Annotated in this window: 22 protein-coding genes and 1 pseudogene; 6 read left to right on the forward strand and 17 right to left on the reverse strand. The window is 65.9% G+C overall.

Annotated elements, in window-relative coordinates:
* Positions 1-52: 52 nt before the first annotated feature.
* The 5 genes from CXY82_RS17660 to CXY82_RS14045 form a co-directional block, all read right to left on the reverse strand.
* The gene (locus CXY82_RS17660; RefSeq protein WP_304481775.1) at positions 53-325 is read right to left on the reverse strand and encodes a hypothetical protein; all 273 of its coding nucleotides are present in this window, start codon (positions 323-325) and stop codon (positions 53-55) included.
* Positions 326-334: 9 nt separating this feature from the next.
* Positions 335-592: a hypothetical protein gene (locus CXY82_RS17665; protein ID WP_199180977.1), complete on the reverse strand. Its 258-nt coding sequence runs from the start codon at positions 590-592 to the stop codon at positions 335-337.
* A gap of 26 nt (positions 593-618) precedes the next feature.
* Positions 619-1,404 carry a hypothetical protein gene (locus tag CXY82_RS14035; RefSeq protein WP_104171468.1) on the reverse strand — a complete coding sequence of 262 codons (786 nt, stop codon included), beginning with the start codon at positions 1,402-1,404 and terminating at the stop codon, positions 619-621.
* Between the two features lie 82 nt (positions 1,405-1,486).
* On the reverse strand, positions 1,487-1,984 hold the full coding sequence (locus CXY82_RS14040) for a dual specificity protein phosphatase family protein (RefSeq protein WP_146069142.1): 498 nt from the start codon (positions 1,982-1,984) through the stop codon (positions 1,487-1,489).
* A complete protein-coding gene (locus tag CXY82_RS14045) occupies positions 1,981-2,196 on the reverse strand; it encodes a hypothetical protein (RefSeq protein ID WP_104171469.1) in 216 nt (71 codons plus the stop codon). The genes CXY82_RS14040 and CXY82_RS14045 overlap by 4 nt, the downstream gene beginning before the upstream one ends.
* Positions 2,197-2,275: 79 nt before the next feature.
* On the opposite strand from CXY82_RS14045, the gene CXY82_RS14050 reads away from it, so the two are divergent.
* A complete protein-coding gene (locus CXY82_RS14050; protein ID WP_104171470.1) occupies positions 2,276-2,902 on the forward strand; it encodes an NUDIX domain-containing protein in 627 nt (208 codons plus the stop codon).
* Between the two features lie 93 nt (positions 2,903-2,995).
* On the opposite strand, the gene CXY82_RS14055 is transcribed toward CXY82_RS14050, so the two are convergent.
* Positions 2,996-3,499: a cupin domain-containing protein gene (locus tag CXY82_RS14055; protein ID WP_104171471.1), complete on the reverse strand. Its 504-nt coding sequence runs from the start codon at positions 3,497-3,499 to the stop codon at positions 2,996-2,998.
* A 127-nt stretch (positions 3,500-3,626) separates the two neighbouring features.
* A complete protein-coding gene (locus tag CXY82_RS18690) occupies positions 3,627-3,710 on the reverse strand; it encodes a topoisomerase DNA-binding C4 zinc finger domain-containing protein (protein WP_104171472.1) in 84 nt (27 codons plus the stop codon).
* A gap of 40 nt (positions 3,711-3,750) precedes the next feature.
* On the opposite strand from CXY82_RS18690, the gene alr reads away from it, so the two are divergent.
* Positions 3,751-4,917, forward strand: coding sequence for an alanine racemase (gene alr, locus CXY82_RS14065; RefSeq protein ID WP_233199354.1), 1,167 nt, complete (start codon positions 3,751-3,753; stop codon positions 4,915-4,917).
* Between the two features lie 20 nt (positions 4,918-4,937).
* Here the strand turns inward: alr and CXY82_RS14070 are convergent, their stop codons facing one another.
* Positions 4,938-6,146, reverse strand: coding sequence for a CdaR family transcriptional regulator (locus tag CXY82_RS14070; RefSeq protein ID WP_104171474.1), 1,209 nt, complete (start codon positions 6,144-6,146; stop codon positions 4,938-4,940).
* 295 nt (positions 6,147-6,441) lie between these two features.
* On the opposite strand from CXY82_RS14070, the gene ald reads away from it, so the two are divergent.
* Positions 6,442-7,578: an alanine dehydrogenase gene (gene ald / locus CXY82_RS14075; RefSeq protein ID WP_104171475.1), complete on the forward strand. Its 1,137-nt coding sequence runs from the start codon at positions 6,442-6,444 to the stop codon at positions 7,576-7,578.
* A gap of 127 nt (positions 7,579-7,705) precedes the next feature.
* Positions 7,706-9,172 carry a D-serine/D-alanine/glycine transporter gene (gene cycA / locus CXY82_RS14080; RefSeq protein ID WP_104171476.1) on the forward strand — a complete coding sequence of 489 codons (1,467 nt, stop codon included), beginning with the start codon at positions 7,706-7,708 and terminating at the stop codon, positions 9,170-9,172.
* Positions 9,173-9,221: 49 nt separating this feature from the next.
* On the opposite strand, the gene CXY82_RS17405 is transcribed toward cycA, so the two are convergent.
* The 3 genes from CXY82_RS17405 to CXY82_RS14090 all read right to left on the reverse strand — a co-directional run bounded on the left by CXY82_RS17405 (position 9,222) and on the right by CXY82_RS14090 (position 11,215).
* The gene (locus CXY82_RS17405) at positions 9,222-9,362 is read right to left on the reverse strand and encodes a hypothetical protein (protein WP_158252199.1); all 141 of its coding nucleotides are present in this window, start codon (positions 9,360-9,362) and stop codon (positions 9,222-9,224) included.
* Positions 9,363-9,739: 377 nt separating this feature from the next.
* Positions 9,740-10,192, reverse strand: a complete 453-nt coding sequence (locus tag CXY82_RS14085; protein ID WP_104099486.1) for a hypothetical protein — start codon at positions 10,190-10,192, stop codon at positions 9,740-9,742.
* Positions 10,193-10,561: 369 nt separating this feature from the next.
* Positions 10,562-11,215: a hypothetical protein gene (locus CXY82_RS14090; RefSeq protein WP_104171477.1), complete on the reverse strand. Its 654-nt coding sequence runs from the start codon at positions 11,213-11,215 to the stop codon at positions 10,562-10,564.
* 224 nt (positions 11,216-11,439) lie between these two features.
* On the opposite strand from CXY82_RS14090, the pseudogene CXY82_RS18115 reads away from it, so the two are divergent.
* Positions 11,440-12,224, forward strand: a pseudogene (locus CXY82_RS18115) (N-formylglutamate amidohydrolase).
* Positions 12,225-12,455: 231 nt separating this feature from the next.
* Here CXY82_RS18115 and CXY82_RS14105 read toward each other — a convergent pair.
* Positions 12,456-13,757, reverse strand: coding sequence for an HNH endonuclease signature motif containing protein (locus CXY82_RS14105; protein WP_158252200.1), 1,302 nt, complete (start codon positions 13,755-13,757; stop codon positions 12,456-12,458).
* A gap of 249 nt (positions 13,758-14,006) precedes the next feature.
* On the opposite strand from CXY82_RS14105, the gene CXY82_RS14110 reads away from it, so the two are divergent.
* Entirely contained in the window at positions 14,007-15,020 is a 1,014-nt protein-coding gene (locus CXY82_RS14110; protein WP_104171481.1) for an NYN domain-containing protein, read from the forward strand.
* 79 nt (positions 15,021-15,099) lie between these two features.
* On the opposite strand, the gene CXY82_RS14115 is transcribed toward CXY82_RS14110, so the two are convergent.
* From CXY82_RS14115 to CXY82_RS18395, 5 genes are all read right to left on the reverse strand, one after another.
* Positions 15,100-15,363 (reverse strand): hypothetical protein, encoded by a 264-nt coding sequence (locus CXY82_RS14115; protein ID WP_104171482.1) that lies wholly within the window; start codon positions 15,361-15,363, stop codon positions 15,100-15,102.
* Positions 15,364-15,495: 132 nt separating this feature from the next.
* Complete coding sequence (nagA, locus tag CXY82_RS14120) at positions 15,496-16,650, reverse strand: N-acetylglucosamine-6-phosphate deacetylase (protein ID WP_233199355.1); 1,155 nt, start codon at positions 16,648-16,650, stop codon at positions 15,496-15,498.
* 66 nt (positions 16,651-16,716) lie between these two features.
* The gene (locus CXY82_RS14125) at positions 16,717-17,502 is read right to left on the reverse strand and encodes a glucosamine-6-phosphate deaminase (protein ID WP_104171483.1); all 786 of its coding nucleotides are present in this window, start codon (positions 17,500-17,502) and stop codon (positions 16,717-16,719) included.
* A gap of 31 nt (positions 17,503-17,533) precedes the next feature.
* Entirely contained in the window at positions 17,534-18,778 is a 1,245-nt protein-coding gene (locus tag CXY82_RS14130) for a PTS transporter subunit EIIC (protein ID WP_104171484.1), read from the reverse strand.
* A 57-nt stretch (positions 18,779-18,835) separates the two neighbouring features.
* On the reverse strand, positions 18,836-19,585 hold the full coding sequence (locus CXY82_RS18395; RefSeq protein ID WP_104171485.1) for a GntR family transcriptional regulator: 750 nt from the start codon (positions 19,583-19,585) through the stop codon (positions 18,836-18,838).
* Positions 19,586-19,665: the final 80 nt, after the last annotated feature.

Below are 19,665 nucleotides of genomic sequence, written 5' to 3' on the forward strand. Positions count from 1 at the left end.
AGTCCTCGAGACGTTTTTCCACGCCCACGATCCCCGGCCAGTCAGCTGCCCCTTACAGCTGACGCGCCCTGCCGAGGTCAGTCGTTGCATCCGCCATCGAGGGCTGAGCCCGCGCCAGCAGGTAGTCGGTGACGGATGCCCAGCTCGGGAACGCAGCATCCGGCCCGTACTGCAGCCACTCCCCCTCGAACTCGCCCGCACCATTGGCCGAACGGTCGTCGACCAGGAAGTCGCCGCGGTTGAGGTTCTTGTGGTGCGAGAGGATTAGCCGCTTGTAGGCGACGCTCTCACTCGTCAGGCCCAGGTGCTTCTGCACCCACAGCACCTTGTCGTGTCAGGCGGAGGCATTGTGCCACGGCGCCGTGGACAGAATGTAGGTGTCGAAGTGCTGGGCCAGCTCTCGGTAGGCCTCCAGGGCGTGCGGCAACGGGGCCATCAGGGCGAAGATTCCGGGAGCATCGTCGTAGTGACCCTCGTACTCGATCTGGTCCCGCGCGCTCAGCCGCGAGATGCCGCTCGGGAAGTCGACGAGGGTGTTGTCGAGGTCGACGTAGAGGATCTTCTTGGGTGCGGGCTGTTCGTGGTGCGTCATGGCGGTGCTCCTTGGTTCAGGTGTCATCAGGGGAAGTACGGGCCCAGAACGCGGGCCGTGGTGAGGGCGAGCTTGCGGTCGATGTACTCGTAGGCCGGCATCAGCTCGGTCGCGCCCATCACCGTGTGGATCACGCCGGCCGCATCGAAGATGGCGATCGGCTCGAGGTTGCGCAGCAGCGCCCAGAACGGCTGGAAGAAGTGGATGCCGCGTCCGGTCGTCACGAGCTGCTGGAGCGCCGCCCGGGCGTAGTCGTCGCGGGCCTCAATCGCGGTCGGGAACGAGTTGAAGTACGGGCAGTCGGTGTCGTCAGTCGGCATCATCGGGGCCGGCACTGCGTACCACTCGTGCCGGTCGTCGACCGCGGTGGCCAGCGCGCTGGCCATCACCCGGTAGGTCAGCGACCGCGGCGTCGTGACCGGCGTGGCCTTCGGGACGCCGAGGCCGGTCGCCACCTCGATGCGCTTGACGGTCTCGTGCGGGCTGATGGCCGCCATCATCTCGATCCAGCTGATGCTGTTCACGACCCCGTTGACCAGGAACTTGCAGCCGCCGACGAGATCCCACTGGATGCTCATGCCGTCCTGCTCGTCATGCACGATCACCAGGCGGCCGTCGCCGGGGACCTCGTGACCCGAGATTCGCAGGTGCGGATGCCGCCGCACCAGTTCGCTCGCGATCCACCACACCTGCGCGGTCAGGAACCGGTCGGCCGGCGGGTTGTACTCCTCGAAGCCGTCACCCCCACCTTCGCCGTCGTCATCGTTGGTCACGAAATTGTTGCCGGAATCGTTCGATGCCGCGTCGCTCATGCTGGTGTCTCCTTGGGGGTCGTGTTCAGTTGTGGGGTGGCATCCGTCGGTGGTTGAGCTTGTCGAAACCAGCGCCGGGGTCTCAACAAGCTCGACCATCGGTCGCACTCAGCCGAACAATGGCCTCGCGCAGGAACCGCTTCGGCGCCGCCACGGGCAGCGCCGACACGACCTCGGCGAGCGCCCTCTCGATCGGCACGCCCCGGTGCAGGGCTGCATAAAGCGCCGCGACCGACGGGGTGCGGCTCTGCGCCTGCGCGCAGTGCACCAGCACCGTGTGCCCCTCCGCGCGCAGCGCGGCGATGGCGTTCATGGTGTCGAGGAGCACGAAGTCGAGGTTCGGGTTCTGCGCGGGGTCATCCCGGTCGATCAGGCGCACCTGCAGGTGATGACGGATGCGCGCCGGCACCTGCCTGCTACCCACCCGGCAGAGCGAGACCACCGCGTCGATCTCGGCCGGCAGAGCGTCGAGCGCCCCGGCCGCGCCGAGCCAAATGTTGTCGTCGTGGGGGTGGCGGATCAGGGTGGAGACGTCACCGAGGTAGGCGTAGTCGAAGCGTTCCGGACGTGTGAGAGTCATGCGTGCCCCCCGGCGTATTCCATCTGCGGGTGCATGGTGTCGAACACCGGGGCGTGCACCAGACGATCACGGTGACGGATGCCGCTCAGACTCAACTTCCCCCTCCTCGACAGTATCGGCGCGACCCCGTGGGCGTCTCCGCCGTGTTCGAGGGGCACCGGGTCGACGGCGCCGAAGCTGGTGCCGTGTGCAACGTGAAGTGTGTGGTTCATCTGGTCCCCTTAATTCGGGTTCATATTCGATCAGACTTGATCTATTACCAACATAGATCAAACCTGCGATAATTACCTGGTGACCGCAATTCGAGACAGTTCAGACAAGCTCCTGACCGACTATCCGCGCCCGTCGGTGGCGGTGGACACGGCGGTGCTCACGGTGAAGGACGGCGCCCTGTGTGTGGCGCTCGTGCAGAACAAGACCGGCTGGCGCCTGCCCGGAACGTTCGTGCACGAGCGCGAGACGCTGGCCGAGGCCGTGCTCCGGTCCCTGCGCGACAAGGCCCGGATCGAGGGGTTGCGCCCGCGCCAGTTGCGCGTTTTCGACGACCCCGACCGGGACAACCGGGGCTGGGTGCTGTCGGTGGCGCATCTCGTGGTGGTGCCGGAGGCATCCGTCGCCCAGGTCGACCTGACGCCCGTGGCCGAGGTGCACGGCACGGTCTACGACCACGAGAAGATCATCGAGATGGCGGTGGGCACCCTGCGTGCCTCGTATCGCGCGTTCGCCGACCCCGAGCGGCTGCTCGGGCCGGAGTTCACGCTGCTCGAGCTGCTGCGGCTGCACTCGGCGATCGCGGGCGAGCCGCTCGGGAAGGACACGTTCCGCCGCCACATGCTGGGGCAGCTGGTGGAGACGGCTGCCTACCAGCAGGGCGTGGTCGGCAAGCCGGCGAAGGTGTTTCGGCACGCGCTGGGGTGAGTCGGCCACGCTGACCCCGTGAGAGGCAACCAATCGACCTTCAATCGCCCGCGTCGGGGATGCTCACGGGCGCTGTGAGGGGTTGTCGGTGCCTCAGAACACGAGCCCGTGCCGCTGCACCAGGAGCATGGTGGCCTCAAAGTCCACATCGCAGCCATACTCAGCCGCCAGCGGCGGAAGCGTTGCCGGGTCGTACTCGCCCCCCGGTTCGGCCAGCTGGCGGAAGAGCTGTTCGATTCCGCCAGGCACGATCAGCTCGAGCACCCGCAGAGGCTCTTCGCCGGCATTCCAGAAGGTGTGCCAGCGACCCCTCGGCTTGAAGACCAGGTCGCCCGGCGAGGCAACGACTTCGTCGCCGTCCTCGAAGACTCCGAGCCGCCCGGCAAGCACGAGACTGTACTCGTCTTCCCGGCTGTGCCGGTGGATCGGTGCCGCGAGGGTGCGCGGCGCCAGCAGGTGTTCCACGACCGCGATAGCTCCACCCGAGTCAGCACTGTCAATGAGGTACCGGTCCAGAGCGCTGGCGTCTCCGGTCGACTCGATGTCGCGGGCAGTCTTCACACGGATGCCGGCCGACCCGGCTCGGTTCACGTTCATGATTCCTCCTCCTAGTGCGGGGACAGCGGGGTTGACGCGTACAGTGCGAACGCTAGGCCGCCCCCAGCCGATTGGATACCGGGATGGCGCCCCGGTTGAGGTCATTTACGACCCGTCACGGGCGCGCTCAGGTCAGCGCAAGCGTGCTCTTGCACCGCGGATACCTGCGGCATCCCAGGAACGGCCCGCGCTCGCCGGTGCGCTCAGCCATGAACGCAGGGCCGCACCACCCGAGGGTTAGGCTGCAACGTGTGATATCAGCAGCCGTGCCCACCGCCACCGAACGGCTGCCGGAGCGCGCAGCCGTGATCGACCTCGACGCGATCAGACACAACGTTCGCCACCTCGTTGCGCTCGCCGCCCCAGCCCGGCTGATGGCGGTCGTCAAAGCGGACGCCTACGGTCACGGGGTTCTCCCCGTCGCTCGCGCGGCGCTCGAGGCGGGAGCGGAGTGGCTCGGCGTGGCACACATATCGGAGGCACTGGCACTCCGCGCTGCGGCCATCCGGGTGCCGGTACTGGCCTGGCTGAACACCACAGACAGCGACTTCGCCGCGGCAATCGCCGCGGACATTGATCTCGGATGCTCCGGCTGGGAGTTGCCGCTCATCGCCCTGGCCGCGCAGCAGCAGCAAAAAACCGCACGCATTCATCTCAAGATTGACACCGGTCTGGGCCGCAACGGCAGCACCCCCACGGAGTGGGCCGACCTCGTGGCCCGCGCCCGACAGGCGGAAGCCAGCGGATCTGTGACCGTCGTGGGCATCTTCTCGCACCTCGCGGTGGCCGATGAACCCGACCGCGTCGAGACCGACGAACAGGTTGCGGCATTCACGACGGCCGTTGCTGTGGCGCAGGAGGCGGGGCTGAGCCCGATAATGCGGCACCTCGCCAACAGCGCCGGCACGCTGTCCCGCCCCGACACGCACTTCGATCTGGTGCGGGCGGGGCTGGCCATCTACGGCCTGTCGCCGTTCGCCAACCAGACCTCGAACGACCTCGGATTGCGCCCGGCGATGACCTTGCGCACGCTCGTATCGGTGTGCAAAGACGTTCCCGCCGGACAGGGCGTCTCCTACGGGCTCAACTACCGCACCACGGCCCCGACGACGCTCGCCCTGATTCCATTGGGCTACGCCGACGGCATTCCGCGCATCGCCACGGGAGGCCCGGTGCGAGTCAACGGCGTGACCTATCCCGTGGTCGGGCGCATCGCCATGGACCAGATGGTCATCGACCTCGGTGAGGCCGCACTCGTGGCCTCCGGCTCGTCGGTGATCGGTGCCGAAGCGGTGCTGTTCGGCCCCGGCGACGACGACGCATCCGTTGACGAGTGGGCGGCGGCCGCCGGCACCATCAATTACGAAGTGGTCACCCGCATCAGTCCCCGCGTTCCCCGCGTCTACCGAAACGTCTGAGACCAATCCGGGCAGGCCCGTCAGAGGCGCGGACGGCCAGCCCAGCGGTCGGCCTTGAGGGCCAGGTGCAGCTCAAGGCGCGCCTGCCCGCCGAGCGGGTCGACGCCCAATGCGGAACGGATGCGTCCCAGCCGGTTGTAAATACTGGTTCGGTGCAAATGCAGGTGCTCTGCGACCTCGGCCACGGACCCGTTCTTGTCGTAGAGCATCTCGAGCACGGGCAGCAGTTCCCCGTTTCGGTCGAGTGCCCGGAGTTCGGAGAAGAGCGCTGACTCGGACGGCAACACGTCTCGACTTGCGACGGCCAGGAATTGGTAGACCCCGGTAGCGCGAAACGATACGAGCGTGCCGAGCTGGGTATCAACCCTGGCCGCTTGCACGGCGCTCCTCGCCTCGGAGTAGGCACCGGGCAGCCGTCGCAGGTCGGTGAAGGGCTCGCTCAGCCCGATCAGGGCGGGTGCAGCCACCTGCCCACCGCGGCGGGACACCTCGAACTCAAAGCGCATTCGAACCTCGGACAGGTCGAAGCCGTCAATCTCGTCTCGGAGCAGCAGAACGGCATGCGTTTCGGTGCCGGCCGAGAACAGCACGGTATTGATGCCAAGCGTGGCATAGAGTGCGGCGAGACGGTGCAGCAGGCTGCTCTTGGCGGGGTCGCGCTGCGCGTTGTCACCGCGCTCGAGCAGCGCGGCGAGCCGCCAGGGTCCGCGCCCGTGCACACCAGGCCAACCGTCCACCGCCACGCCGGCATTGCGGTCCCCCAAGCACGCGGCGAGGAATTGGGCCTCGTCGGTGCGCCGCGCTTTAGAATCGGCGCTGGAACGGTTGAGCAGCATCTCTGCGAGGGCGTCCATCTCCGGGCGGATGAGCCGCAGCTCACGCAGAATCACCTCGGGCGTTTGCTCGTCGTCGAGCTGGAGGACCCACAGATACCCCACCCGGAATCCACGTGCCAGCAGCGGCACGCACACGCGGCCCAACATTCCGAGGTCGGCGTTGGCCGGCACGGGAACCGGCTTCACTGCCGAGGCGATACCGTGGCTGAGCTGCCAGGCGCTGACATCGGGCGGAACAACCTTGCTCAGCAGAAAGTTCGTGCGTACTCGGTCGGCCGTGGGTTGATGCGCGCTATACGCGAGCAGCCCGCCGTCGAGGTCTTCAAGCGAGAGAGCCCGGTCAATTCGCGCGGCGATGTTGACCACTGCTTGGTCAATATCGGCCGTTTTCATAGATTCAATCTAACGGAGCAGCGTGGACGTCAGGAGACGATCGACGCACCTGGGCGCTACAGATGTCGAGCCGACTGCGGGGTGTCTGCACGATGAATCCGCCCCTGACCACCGGCCTCAGGAAAGACAAATACCTGTGTAAACGGCAATTTTCTGCCTTGTGCACCGCGCGACGGAGTTGCCCTCGGCCTCCGTTGTCCCCATGGCGGAGCCGGGCGGCCTTTAAATCCGGGTTTATCGTTTTAAAGCTGACCAAAGTCGATCAGCAGGCGTCTACAAGAAGCAGGAGTTCCCCATGATCATTGGCGTTCCAACCGAAGTCAAGAACAACGAGTTCCGCGTGGCCATCACCGCCGCCGGAGTGCACGAAGCCAAGATTCACGGCCACACCGTGCTGGTACAGGCCGGCGCGGGAATCGCCTCCGGCTTCGCTGACACCGACTACGAAGCCGCCGGTGCAACCATCGTCAAGACCGCCTTCGAGGTGTGGGCCGGCGCCGACATGATCCTCAAGGTGAAAGAGCCGATCGCGGCCGAGTACTCGTACTTTCGTGAGGGCTTGATCCTCTTCACCTACCTGCATCTCGCCGCCGAGCCCGCCCTCGCCAGCGCCCTGCTCGAGTCCGGCGTGACCGCGATCGCTTACGAGACCGTGCAGAAGGCTGACCGTTCACTGCCGCTGCTTGCCCCGATGAGCGAGGTTGCCGGACGCCTCGCCGTTCAGGTCGGCGCCGCGTCGATGACCCGACCGGGTGGTGGCCCGGGCATGCTGATGGGCGGGGTGCCCGGGGTGCGGGCCGCCAAGGTGACTGTGATCGGTGCCGGCGTCGCTGGCTCCAACGCCGCCGCCATGGCCATCGGGATGGGCGCTGACGTCACCATCCTGGACATCAACATCGACCGCCTGCGCGAACTCGACGCCCAGTACGCCGGACGTCTGAAGACCATCGCCTCGAACGCCTACGAGATCAACCGTTCCGTCACCGAGGCCGACCTCGTGATCGGCTCCGTGCTGATCCCCGGCGCCAAGGCCCCCAAGCTCGTCACCAACGAGCTCGTGTCGCGCATGAAGCGGGGCTCCGTGCTCGTGGACATCGCGGTCGACCAGGGCGGCTGCTTCGAAGGCACACACGCCACAACGCACGAGAACCCCACCTTCCCCGTGCACGGTTCGATTTTCTACTGCGTCGCCAACATGCCCGGCGCCGTTCCGCAGACGTCGACCCTCGCGCTGACGAACGTGACTCTGCCCTACGCTTTGTCGATTGCCGACCGTGGCGTGCGTGCAGCATTCGAGCGGGACGCCGCCCTTGCCGGTGGCCTGAACATCGCCGCCGGAAGGGTCGCGAACCGCTCGGTCAGCGTCGCCCTCGACCTACCGCTCACGGATTGGACCGACCTCGTCTCAGAGGTCGAGCTCGCGCTGGTCTAGCAGCACTGGTCGCGGATGCCGGGTACGGCCTGATCGGTCGGCCCCGGCATCCGCGACCCACAATTTCTGCAGAGATCGGTGACCCCGACACTGTGCCCATTGCCTGGACTACAAGGAAGTATCTCCGATGTCGCAAGTGAAAACCAGCACGCATCCAGCGCCGAACGCGCAACCACACCTGGCACGATCGCTCTCGAACCGTCATATCCAGCTCATCGCCATCGGCGGTGCGATCGGAACGGGCCTGTTCATGGGCTCGGGGAAGACGATCTCCCTCGCGGGGCCGTCCGTGATCTTCGTCTATATGATCATCGGCTTCATGTTGTTCTTCGTCATGCGGGCCATGGGCGAGTTGCTGCTCTCCAACCTCGAATACAAGTCGTTCAGCGACTTCGCCGGTGACCTGCTCGGGCCGTGGGCCGCCTTCTTCACGAGCTGGACGTACTGGGTGTGCTGGATCGTCACCGCCATCGCCGAGCTGATCGCGATCGCGCTGTATACGAGCTTCTGGTGGCCCGATCTGCCGCTATGGATTCCGGCGCTCGTGGCGGTAACGATTCTGCTCGGCTTCAACCTCACGAGCGTCAAGGCGTTCGGCGAGACCGAGTTCTGGTTCGCGCTGATCAAAATCGTGGCAATTGTCACGCTTATCGTCGTGGGCCTCGTGATGGTGTTCACTCAGTTCCAGTCCCCCAACGGCACCCCGGCGAGTTTCACCAACCTGTGGAACGACGGCGGGATGTTCCCGACCGGCCCGATGGGGTTCATCGCCGGTTTCCAGCTCTCCGTGTTCGCGTTCCTCGGGGTCGAGCTCGTGGGCACCACGGCCGCCGAAGCGCAGCACCCGGAGAAGAACCTTCCCAAGGCAATCAACTCCATTCCCATTCGCATCATGCTGTTCTACGTTCTCGCCTTGATCATGATCATGACGGTCACGCCGTGGCGTGAGGTCCGCGCCGATGTGAGCCCGTTCGTGGCGATGTTCGCCCTCGCAGGGCTCGGCGGGGCCGCGGCCGTGATCAACTTCGTCGTGCTCACGAGCGCGACATCCTCAGCGAACTCCGGTCTGTATTCAACATCCAGAATGCTTTTCGGGCTGTCGGTCGAGGGCACGGCATCGGGGCGGTTCCAACGTCTGACCCGCCACAAGGTGCCGGCCAACGCCCTGCTGTTCTCGTGCATGTTCCTGCTCATATCGGCTGTGCTACTGTATTCGAGTTCATCGATCATGGCCGTGTTCACCGTGGTGACAACAATGGCGTCGGTGCTGTTCATCTTCGTGTGGACCATCATCGTGGTGAGCTACATCGTGTATCGCAAGCGCCGCCCGGCGCTGCACGCAGCATCCAAGTTCAAAATGCCCGGCGGCGTGTACATGAGTTATGTCCTGCTCGCGTTCTTCGTATTCCTGATCTGGGCGCTCACCCAGAAGACGGATACGCTGCAGGCGTTGGTCGTGACGCCGGTGTGGTTCATCGGGCTCGGCATCGTCTGGCTCATCATCCGCCGTCGCCCCGAAATGGCCGCTAATCAAGAACTTCACCGGGCGAGTGTCGAGGCCGATCGGGCTTTGGCGCTCACCTTCCGCGACTGAGGGTCGAGACGAGCCGGTCAGTCCGAGGCAGCGCGGTGCTCAGCCGGCGTCACAGGGGAGACATCTGCATGTACTGCAGCCTGTCCGCCTCCCGCCGGGCGTCCCGGAGGAGCCTCACCGTTCGCAGCACGAACCCGATCAGCGCCAGCACAGTGGAGACCGCGACCAGGTAGAGGGAAACCGTGCCCATCAGGATCCCGCAGTGCGCCACGACCAGCGCCCCGTTGCGAGCAACACATTATCCGAACTCACGCTTCAGTCCCCCAACTGATTGGCTTTACTGCAAAGTTCAAGCCTAGGTGGGGGCGCGCCGCGAAAGAGGGCTTTGGCCTGCTTTTTTGTCCCCAGTGGGGGTGTCGCGGCAGTGAATATGGATGCCTGCGGCAGGTCTGGAACAGACTCCACACCGATTCGGAGGCTCCTGATTCGCCCTGCCGAAGCCGTGAGGGGTCAGAAATCGACCTTCAATCGACTCAGGAAGGTCGATTTGCGACCCCTCACAGCCGTCTTCAGCCACCGTGGCGGTTGGCGCTATCGAAAGTCGGTGACTTTGGGCCGCCGCTAACGTCATGGAGATGCGGCAAACACCTCGTCAAGCGTGACCAATTCGTTCCCGCCGAAGTATTTTTGTACGTCGGCGGGACATTCCACGGCAGCGATAGAAGGGGGCATATAGACATCAACCCGGTCGCCCACGAACTCGACCTCGATGCTGACGCAGACCAACACGTTGGCAACCCTCGAATTGAATCCACTTCCGGTGGAGCTTTGCCCCGATGCGGCGTAGCTAACCAGCACCTTCGGGTAGGACATTGATCGATCGACTACCGCGCCGAACGCCGCTCCGCGAGCCCAACCGGGCGTCTGTTCATCTGTGTCTTCGCGGATTGTGGCGAACGCCGGCTTGGGCCAGACGTCTCCTGTGGACACCGCATCCAAGTAGCTGTCGAGGTTGTGGCCAATGGCGCTTTCGATGGCTAGGGCGGAGACCTTCTCTATGGTGATCCTGGCCTCAAACATTGCCTCCTCTCGTATATTCGGACGCGAACCTGAGCACGCCGAAAGAGGGAGGATCAGGCACAAAACGAGAGCGGTCTCAACAACCCGTCGTCCTGAATGCCACGGCGCCTTTACGTCACTGTTTAATCGGAAGAGCGTGGAAGGCTGCCTCATCGATGGCGCCTCAATACTCATGGATCCCCCGATTCCCTGGGCCGAATCTAGCGGGCGGGGAACGCTGACTACAGCCCCAGAACGGGCGGGCCGCCCTTGCAGAATCGATGACTACTCGAGCGTCAGGAAAACTGTCGCAAGACGCGGCCAATCTCCTGCTGATTCCAACTCCTTCAGAAGCGCGCGCGGTTGCCAGAAATGCTTTGATTCCATGTGCTAAGACCCAATTCCAGCCTGGCTACGCTCTCCGAGGCGCTCCTTGGCCAACTTGATGGCAACGAATAGCGACATCTCGTCGGTCACGGACTGGGGCCAAGCCGCGGCTATGGCATCCTTGAGTCCGGCCCAACGAACCGGTTGAATTCCATCGACGGTCAAATTGCTCGGCGTGAATGTGGACCGATCAAACTCGTCGATCTGCCAGCGGCTCGCCACCCGGAACTCCCACTTATCGAGGTCGAGCGGGTCGTAATCGGCCAAACAGGTCGACGTAACCAAGGCAAAGACATACACATCGGCGTGAAGTCGCTTCGGCTTCCCACCAATGTCAGTGTGGGCGTTTCCCTTTCGCACTTTCCAACGCGGTTTTGTTTGAGAACGCGGATCAGACTCATTCCAGGCCTGAACAAGGCCTGAGGTCTTGACCTCGATGCGGGTGCCGCTGAGCGCCAGCACGTCGTACGCGTCCAACTCGACTCGACTCGCGGGAATTGCGTCTACGGCGAGGCCAACCACGTACTCGGCCAGGTAGCCGCGCAGATTGTTCGTTCGCGCATCTCCCATCCCGAAACGCCAGAAGTCGACCACCTTGGCCTGGGGTCCGTTCCGGAACTCATCGGCTGATTCCAGTTGCCATTTCGCACGAGTCATGCGGCCCCCTCGTTCTGTTTGTTGCTCCAGTCGCAGCCCGAGATGACCCCGCTTGCGCGCCAAGGTAGGCCCAGAACAGGAGTTTGTCTCTGCTCGGAACGTCTCCTGTGGTGCATTCCTTTCACCCCAGAGCTGGGGCCACGGAGCATCAGTGACCGAATGTCGGTGGCCCCTGAGACCCTGAACTCCTTCCGACCGGGACCGTCACGGCCTGGAGGCACCCGATGACCACCCACACCGAAACCGCGCTATTCCGCCCGATCGACAACTCGGCGACGTCACCCGTGATCCTGCACGCACCGCACGGCGGGCGTGCCATTCCGGCGAAGCACCTGCACTCCTATGTCATCTCACCGGCCGAGTTGGAGGCCGAGAAAGACGTCATGACCGACCACTTCACCGACGAACTCGTCGCCGCCATCACGGGCGCGAGCGCGGTCATCAACGGGCTCTCCCGGTTCGCGGTCGACGTGGAGCGGTTCCCCGACGAAACCGAGGAGATGAACGCGGTCGGCATGGGCGTGCTCTACACCCACGGCGACAGGAGATCCGGCGGGTGTCCGCCGCCGACGAGAAGCTCCTGATGGACTACTTCACCACCTACTCGGCCCGGTTCACCGAGCGCGTGGACGCGACACTGGCCGTGCACGGGCGAGCCGTGATCTTCGACGTTCATTCCTACCCGGAGGCCGAGCTGTCGTATGAGCTGCACGGCGGCGGCTACCGGGCACCGCTCTGCGTCGGGTCGGAGCCGTTCCACGCATCCGTCGACCTTCTGGCCACGGTTGGCGGATGCTTCCCTGACCTCGACGCGCACGCCAATGCGCCGTTCGCGGGCTCGTACGTGCCGCTCAAGCACTACCGCAGTGATGCACGCGTGAGTTCGGTGATGCTCGAGATTCGCCGGGACGTCTACATGGACGAGGCCACGGTGACTCGGAAACCGGAGGGGTTCGCGTCACTTCAGAGGTCATTGCAGCGGCTGATTGATCAGGTTCGTTACGGCTAAAACGACGCGGACGATCACTACCGGAACGTACGCGCTCTCCCACGGTCGCGCGCAAACCATCGAGTTGCCACGACGCACCTTTGTCAATCCCGGGCAAGCCCTGTGGCGAGTAGCGCTTGATAGCACTTGATAGCGCTTGATAGCGCTTGATGGTAGCGGTAGTCCAGACACCTGGTAGCGGCGGTCGGGCATCCGTTCGCATCGAAACGGGGCCGGTCAGAACGGCGCTGGTTAGAACGGGGCCTCATCGGGCAGCGGCGGCCGGGCGGGTCTCGGCGGCCCGGCGCCGGCCCGAGACGCACCCGAGGGTGCACCCGGAGTGGCGATCGGGGTGGCCGGTTCCGTCACGAATGGGCGTCCGGTCGGTGAGTGCCAGGTGAGGATGCCGCCTGGCTCTTGTTTCACCGTCCACCCGGTCTCCGTCTTCAACGCATGGCAGCCCGGACAGAGATGGGCAAGGTTGTCGTGGGCGGTGTGGCCGAGGTCTTGCCATTCATGGGTATGGTCGAGGTCGGCGCCGCGCGCGGGCTGGTTGCAACCGGCGAAGCGGCAGGTTTCGTCGCGCAGGCGGAGGAACCGCCGGAGCTCTTTCGTCACCTTGTAGCGTGTGCGGCCGACCGAGAGCACGACCCCGGTTTCGGGATGAACCAGGATGCGCGTGAAGCTCGGTGCTCGCGAGGCCAGGTCGCGGGCCGTGTCGGGGTCAATCGGCCCGTAGCCCTCGAGGTAGCCGGGTTCTTCGCTGTGGCCGAGGAGGGTCATCACCGGGACCGTGATCTGGACCGTGGCACGGATGCCCTTGCCGATTCCCGACGGAGTCACCCCGTCGATCAGCAGATCGGTCATCACGTCGGTGCGCACCTGGGTGAGGGAACGCGGCTCCCCCGGCCCCTGCAGGCTGCGCGCGGCGTCGTTCGCCCGGGCGAAGATGGCGTGCACGACGTCGGCGCTCGTGGTCAGGCTCAGCGTCGCCATTCCGTCGGGTTCCGCCTGCACCCAGGAGGTGCGTTCCGCGAAGGACTTCTCCCGCCGGGCGGTGATGGACTCCGGGTGCAGGCGCTCGCGGAGCACGCGGGCCTTGTGCTTGAGCTTGGCCGCCGTCAGAGCGCGCGCGGCCGGCAGCAGCGCCTCCTCGAAATCGGGCAGCGCCGCGGCGGGCACCGAGACGGCCTGCCCGATGATCACCTGGGCGTGCCGGTAGCTGATCTCGCCGGCTTGCAGCGCCGCCCGGGTGCCGGGGAGGTTTTCGGCCAGGGCCCGGGACTCGGCGATCAGACCCTCGGCAGTGGGTGCAGGAATACGCAGGGTGCAAGCCAGTTCGCTCGAGAATTCGCACCGGGCGATCTCGTCGGGTTCCCACCGGGAGCTCGTGTTGCGGGGAGCGCTCGCGGCCGTGGCTTCGCTGAACCTGCGGGCGTCATCGATCAGGTCGGCCCGCTGTGCGAAGCCCCGCGCGAGGCTGCGGTCGACGGCGGCTATCGCGTCGAAACGCGAGCCGAGCTGGGCCTGCGAGGTGCTGACTGAGGTGGTCATAGCAGTCACGTTACGGGGTGCCACTGACATTCAACGGCCGTGGCACGGGAGTGTGAATAAGCTGGTCAAAGTGGTTTTGTGGAGGAGTGGTCGGGGGTGTGCGGTGAGGGCCGAGGGGCAGCCCGACCTCCCGTTCTGGGGGTCCTGTGCGGCACCGGAAGTCACTGGCCCGCTCCCCCATCCGCGATGCTGTAACCGGGGGACTTGCACGACGCTCGTCTTGGAGATCAACCCTGGAGGAGCATCCGCATGTCTGAGCAATCGCATCCGCGAGTCGGCGTCTATCTCGACTTCGACAACATCGTCATCTCGCGGTACAACCAGTTGCACGGCGACGGCGCCTTCGGCCGGGACAAGGTGCGCAACCGCGTGTCGATTCAGCCCGCGACCGAGGTCGCCACGCACATCCAGCAGGCCCTGGTCGACGTCGGGGCGATCCTGGACTACGCGGCGGCCATCGGGCCGATCGCGGTCAGCCGCGCCTACGCCGATTGGTCGGCGCCGGTCAATGCGCGCTACCGGAGGCAACTGGTCGATCGTGCCGTCAACCTCACCCAACTGTTCCCGGCCGTGTCGACGCTGAAGAACGGTGCCGACATCGCTCTGACCATCGACGTGATGGAACACCTGTTCCGCCTGGACGATCTCACCCACATCGTGATCGTCGCCGGCGACTCCGACTACATCCCGCTCGTGCAGCGCTGCAAGCAGCTGGGCCGGGTCGTGATCGGCATCGGGGTGTCCGGCTCAACGAGCAGCGCGCTGGCCGCGGCCTGCGACACGTTCGCGGACTACGATTCGCTGCCCGGGGTCATGCGCGTGACGCCCGTCACTCCGGTGCCGTCGGTGGTGACGGCATCCGTCGCCCAATCCCAACCCGCAACCCAGAAAACGGCGCCGAAGAAGCCCCCGGTCGCCAAGATCGTCGCCACGAGCAAGGCTCAGACGCTGACGGATGCGACGCCTCGGCAGACCGCGCCATCCGCCGGCCCCGCTGTGCCGCCAGTCGATCTCGATCTCAGCCCCAGGGCCAAGAAAGCGGCGACGGCGCTGCTGCTGCGGGCGATGGAACACCTCGCCGCGAACCACCTGGAGTGGCAGCATGCCGCCACGCTGAAGAGCACGATGCGACGGTTGGACCCGACGTTTCAGGAACGCGCGCTGGGCTTCAATCAGTTCTCGGACTTCCTCAAGTCCAGGCATCAGACGGTCGAGTTCCAGCAGGCGAGCCCCACCGCCCCGATCCTGCTGAAGGTGCGGTAGCGGCCGGCTGATCTAGGGTGGCCCGCCGGTCGAGCAGGCTGAAACGGATGCCTACCCGCCCAGCCCACAGCATCCGTCGCTACACGGGGGCGAACGTTGCCGCCAGCTCGGCCGGGGCAGCGAGCCGCACGATGACGGGCGTTGCGTTGCCCAGGTTGTCCGAGACCGGGCAGCGAAGTCCGGCCAGGCGGAGCACCTCGTCGCGTTCCGCCGTGCTGGAGTCCCGGTCGAACGCGGCGATGAGCTCGATGCCCTCGAATCCCGCTCGGTTCTCGGACAGCCTGCGCGAACCAATTCGACGGAGATTTTGCCTGAAACGCCCGAAAATGGGCCTCCCAGGCACTTTTTCATGAGAATCTCCGTCGAATTCGTTCGGGGCTTGGCGAAGGAACGGCAGCGGGAGCGGACGGGGGCGGGCGGGACCGGACGGGAGGGAGCGGGCGGGAGCGGGCGGGGCACTAGCGGGGAGCGGGTGCTACTCCGCGCACCACACCCCGGCCTGCATCGTCGCCGTGACACACAGGCCCGCGTCGAGCACGATCAGGTCGGCGCGGAGGCCGGCGGCGAGCCGACCGCGGTCCGGGAGGCCGATCATGTCGGCCGGGTTCTGGGTGGCCGCCCGCACCGCGACGGCCAATGGCACTCCGGCGGTGTGCACGGCGTAGCCCACGGCTTCGCTCAGGGTGAGCACGCTGCCGGCGATCGTGCCGTCGGCCAGGCGCGCCACGCCGTCAGCGACGCTCACGTCGAGGCCGCCGAGCTTGTAGGCGCCTTCGTCCGCGCCGGCGGCGGCCATGGCATCCGTGACGAAGACGGGCCGCGACGGGCTTTCGATGATGAACCGCACGACGGCCGGGTGCAGGTGCACGCCGTCGGCGATGAGCTCGGCGAAGACGTTCGGGTCTTCAAGCAAGGCGAGAGCCGGGCCGGGCTCACGCTGGTGAATCTGCCGCATCGCGTTGAATACGTGCGTTCCTGCCGTGGCCCCCGCCGCGATCGCCTGCCGCGTCAGGTCGTAGTTCGCGTCGGTGTGCCCGATCGCGGCCACGGCCCCGTGGCCCGCGATCTGCGTCACGGCCGCTAGCCCGCCTTCCAGTTCAGGCGCGATGGTGACCATGCGCACGGTGCCTCGCCCCGCCCGCATCAACCGGTCGACGGTCTCAGTATCAGGCTCGCGCAACAAGCTCTCGTCGTGGGCCCCGCGGTGAGCCGGACTCAGCCACGGGCCCTCCAGATGGATTCCGGCCAGCACTCCCCGTTCGACCAGCCCGGCCAGGGCTGCCACGGTGCGCTCGACTTCGTCGAGGGGACCGGTGACGAGACTGGCCATCATCGTGGTCGTGCCGTGGGCCCGGTGGGTCGCGGTGATCCGCGCCACGGCTGCGTCGGTGTCGGCGTCGTTGAAGCTGCTGCCGCCGCCGCCGTGCGTGTGGATGTCGACGTAGCCGGGCGCCAGGGTGCTCTGCTCGAAGACGTGGTCAGGAGGGCGGGGCGGCTCCCCCGCGCCGCAGGCCACGATCAGCCCCGCACGGATGTCCACCCACCCCGGCGTGTGCACCGCATCGGGTGCGATCACGGCCCGGGCAGCGAGGAGCATCGAGTCGACCGGGGTGGGTGCGGGCGGGGTCATGAGGGTGTCTCCAGGAGTCAGCGAGTTGCAGGAACGGGGGTCAGGGTCGAGTCAGGGAGTGCTGCGTCAGATCCCCTGCCAGGCGTGCTTATTGGCCCAGGCGTACTTGTAGTAGGCGAGGTTCTCCAGCCGGGAGGCGGCGGCCTCGTCGACGATGACCGTCACATGCGGGTGCAGCTGGATGACGGATCCCGGCTTGCTCGACGTGATCGGTCCCTCGACGGCGGCGGCGATGGCATCCGCTTTCTCCTCGCCGAAGGCCAGCAGAATGAGGTGCCGGGCCCGCAGAATGGTGCCCAGACCCTGCGTCATGCAGTGGATCGGCACGTCGTCGGGGGATGCGAAGAACCGCGCGTTGTCGACGCGGGTCTTCTCGGCGAGGGTCTTGATGCGCGTGATCGACGCGAACGACGACCCCGGCTCGTTGAACCCGACGTGCCCGGTGCGGCCGATGCCGAGAATCTGCACGTCGATGCCGCCGGCGGCGCGAATGGCTGCCTCGTAGTCGACGCCCGCGGTCTCGATCGTGGCCAGGTCGCCGTTCGGCACCTGGATGTTCCCGGGCGTGAGGCCGATCGGCACGACGGCGTCGCGGGTGATCACGGAGCGGTAGCTTTCCGGGTGGTCGGCGGGCAGGCCGACGTATTCGTCCAGTGCGAAGCCGCGCACCCGGGAGACGTCCATCGGGTTCTCCGCCAGGGAGGCGGCGAGCGCCGCATAGACCGAGAGCGGGGTCGAGCCGGTGGCCAGACCCAGCACCGCGTCGGGCTTCTGGGTGATCAGTGCGCGAATGGATGCCGCCGCGAGCGTTCCCGCCGCTGCCTTACTGTCAACAAAAACTACTTCAGCCATTTTTCGTACTCCAGATTCCGGATTGTGTGGACTAGACCGACGTCGAGGAGGCGGAGTCCGGCGCACTGGCGTCGGGCACCTCGTCGTCGCCGCGGCCGGGGGTCTTCAGATTCCACTTGCGGATCACGAAGCGGAACAGGAAGTAATAGATCGCGCCATACGCTAGCCCGATCGGGATGAGCAGGAGCGGTTTCTCGGCGAGGCCGAAGTTGAGCACGTAATCGAACAGACCCGCGCTGAAGCTGAAACCGTCGCGGATGCCCAGTGCGTTCACCAGGGCCATCGACGTTCCGGTGAGGAACGCGTGGATGACGAAGAGGGGGAACGCCACGAACATGAACGAGAACTCGAGGGGCTCGGTGACGCCGGTGAGCATGGCGGTGAGGGCACCGGAGAGCATGATGCCGCCGACGATCTTCTTTTGGGACGGCTTCGCCTCATGCCAGATGGCCAGGGCTCCAGCGGGCAGGGCGAACATCATGATCGGGAAGAACCCGGTCATGAAGGTTCCGGCGGTGGGGTCGCCGGCGAAGAACCGCGCGATGTCGCCGCTGGCGCCGTTGTAGTCGCCGATCACAAACCACACCACGGAATTGAGGATGTGGTGCAGCCCCACGGGGATGAGCAGCCGGTTGGTGGTGCCGTACAGGAAGCCGCCCCAGATGTCGTTGGAGGTGACGACATCGCCGAAGGCAGTCAATCCGCCGGCGAAGGCCGGGTAGACGAAGCTGAGCAGAACACCGAGTGCGAGCGCCACCACGGCGGTGATGATCGGGACGAAGCGTCGGCCACCGAAGAAGGCGAGGTAGCTGGGCAAGGAGATGCGGTGATATTTCTGCCAGAGCACCGCAGAGACGATACCCATCAGGATGCCGCCGAGCACGCTGTAATCGACGAGCACCTGGGGGTCACCCTTGGCCGGCAGCCCCAGTACGAGAGGCGACATCGCCTCACCGACCTTGGAGAAGACGAGATAGCCGACCACGGCCGCGAGGGCGGTCGAGCCGTCGGACTTCTTCGCGAAGCCGATCGCGACGCCGACCGCGAAGAGCAACGGGAGGGCCCCGAACAGCGCCCCGCCCGCCGACGCGATGACGGCTCCGCCCGTTTCGAAGCCCGGAATGGCGCCGAGCAGGTCAGGCTGACCGATGCGGAGAAGCAGCCCGGCGGCAGGCAACGCCGCGATGGGCAACATAAGGCTGCGGCCGACTCGCTGAGCCTGGCCCAGGCCCGGTATTTTTCGTCGCGTCCCGGCGTCTTCGGTGATGCTGGACATGAATTCCTCCTGTGATGGGTGTGGTGTGTGGGGCCCGGCCTCATGCCGGGCCGGAGATCAGAGCTGGTGCCGGAGATTCAGGGTCATGTGAATCTGGTAGCGATCACCGCGGTACCAGGACGTGACGTACTCGATGGCGGCTGACCCCGCCGACGAGGTGCGACGGAAGACGATGAGCGGCGCCCCCGCGGTGACGCCCAGCGTCTCCGCGAGTCGGGGACCGGCGGCATCCGCCCAGACCGCCTGCTCGGCGTTGTCGATGCGCAGGCCGTATTCGGTCGCGAACGTCGCGTACAGGGAGCGGGTGAGGTCTTGCTCGCCAAGATTCGGCAGCAGCTCCGCCGGATAGTAGCCGCGTTCGAGGGCCATCGGGGTGCCGCCGGCCAGCCGGAGCCGTTCGACGACCTGCACCCGGGCGCCCGCGCCCAGACCGAGTGCCGCCCGCACATCGAGCGGTGCCTCGATCAGCGCGGTGGCCAGTAGGAGTGTTGCCGGAACAAGACCGCGGCGGCGCATGTCCTCGGTGAAGGAGGCCAGATGCAGATCGCTCTGCACGCGCTCGCCCGCCACGAAGGTGCCCTTGCCCTGGATGCGGTAGAGCAGACCCTCCTCGACCAGCTGACGGATGGCCTCCCGCACGGTCGACCGGCTGACGCCGTATTTCGCCATCAGCTTGCGCTCGGGCGGAATCGCGGCGTGTGGAGCCAGGGTCTCCTCGACCAGATCCTGCAGGATCGAGCGCAGCTGCGTTTGCTTGGACACCGGCCCGGCTGCGAGCATTGAGCTCTCCTCCTGGGTCTGGCTCATGGCGTTGCCTTTCACTTGTTGATCGGTTCGGTCGGCGTCGAGCCCGAGTGGTGTAGTACCACTTCCGCTGAGTGGTCCGT

The sequence above is a fragment of the Cryobacterium sp. M23 genome (assembly GCF_002929655.1).
In the GTDB taxonomy this organism is placed as follows: Bacteria; Actinomycetota; Actinomycetes; order Actinomycetales; family Microbacteriaceae; genus Cryobacterium; species Cryobacterium sandaracinum.

Excerpts from the sequence above, each read along its gene's own strand:
- CXY82_RS14090 (WP_104171477.1), bottom strand. The coding sequence starts at position 11,215 with ATGACTCGTGCGAAATGGCAACTGGAATCAGCCGATGAGTTCCGGAAC.
- CXY82_RS14035 (WP_104171468.1), bottom strand. The coding sequence starts at position 1,404 with ATGAGCGACGCGGCATCGAACGATTCCGGCAACAATTTCGTGACCAAC.
- CXY82_RS14070 (WP_104171474.1), bottom strand. The coding sequence starts at position 6,146 with ATGAAAACGGCCGATATTGACCAAGCAGTGGTCAACATCGCCGCGCGA.
- CXY82_RS14130 (WP_104171484.1), bottom strand. The coding sequence starts at position 18,778 with ATGTCCAGCATCACCGAAGACGCCGGGACGCGACGAAAAATACCGGGC.
- CXY82_RS14040 (WP_146069142.1), bottom strand. The coding sequence starts at position 1,984 with ATGACTCTCACACGTCCGGAACGCTTCGACTACGCCTACCTCGGTGAC.
- cycA (WP_104171476.1), top strand. The coding sequence starts at position 7,706 with ATGTCGCAAGTGAAAACCAGCACGCATCCAGCGCCGAACGCGCAACCA.
- CXY82_RS14085 (WP_104099486.1), bottom strand. The coding sequence starts at position 10,192 with ATGTTTGAGGCCAGGATCACCATAGAGAAGGTCTCCGCCCTAGCCATC.
- CXY82_RS14105 (WP_158252200.1), bottom strand. The coding sequence starts at position 13,757 with ATGACCACCTCAGTCAGCACCTCGCAGGCCCAGCTCGGCTCGCGTTTC.
- CXY82_RS18395 (WP_104171485.1), bottom strand. The coding sequence starts at position 19,585 with ATGAGCCAGACCCAGGAGGAGAGCTCAATGCTCGCAGCCGGGCCGGTG.
- CXY82_RS14055 (WP_104171471.1), bottom strand. The coding sequence starts at position 3,499 with ATGAACGTGAACCGAGCCGGGTCGGCCGGCATCCGTGTGAAGACTGCC.
- CXY82_RS17405 (WP_158252199.1), bottom strand. The coding sequence starts at position 9,362 with ATGGGCACGGTTTCCCTCTACCTGGTCGCGGTCTCCACTGTGCTGGCG.
- CXY82_RS14110 (WP_104171481.1), top strand. The coding sequence starts at position 14,007 with ATGTCTGAGCAATCGCATCCGCGAGTCGGCGTCTATCTCGACTTCGAC.
- ald (WP_104171475.1), top strand. The coding sequence starts at position 6,442 with ATGATCATTGGCGTTCCAACCGAAGTCAAGAACAACGAGTTCCGCGTG.
- CXY82_RS14125 (WP_104171483.1), bottom strand. The coding sequence starts at position 17,502 with ATGGCTGAAGTAGTTTTTGTTGACAGTAAGGCAGCGGCGGGAACGCTC.
- CXY82_RS14045 (WP_104171469.1), bottom strand. The coding sequence starts at position 2,196 with ATGAACCACACACTTCACGTTGCACACGGCACCAGCTTCGGCGCCGTC.
- nagA (WP_233199355.1), bottom strand. The coding sequence starts at position 16,650 with ATGACCCCGCCCGCACCCACCCCGGTCGACTCGATGCTCCTCGCTGCC.
- CXY82_RS18690 (WP_104171472.1), bottom strand. The coding sequence starts at position 3,710 with ATGGCTGAGCGCACCGGCGAGCGCGGGCCGTTCCTGGGATGCCGCAGG.
- CXY82_RS17665 (WP_199180977.1), bottom strand. The coding sequence starts at position 592 with ATGACGCACCACGAACAGCCCGCACCCAAGAAGATCCTCTACGTCGAC.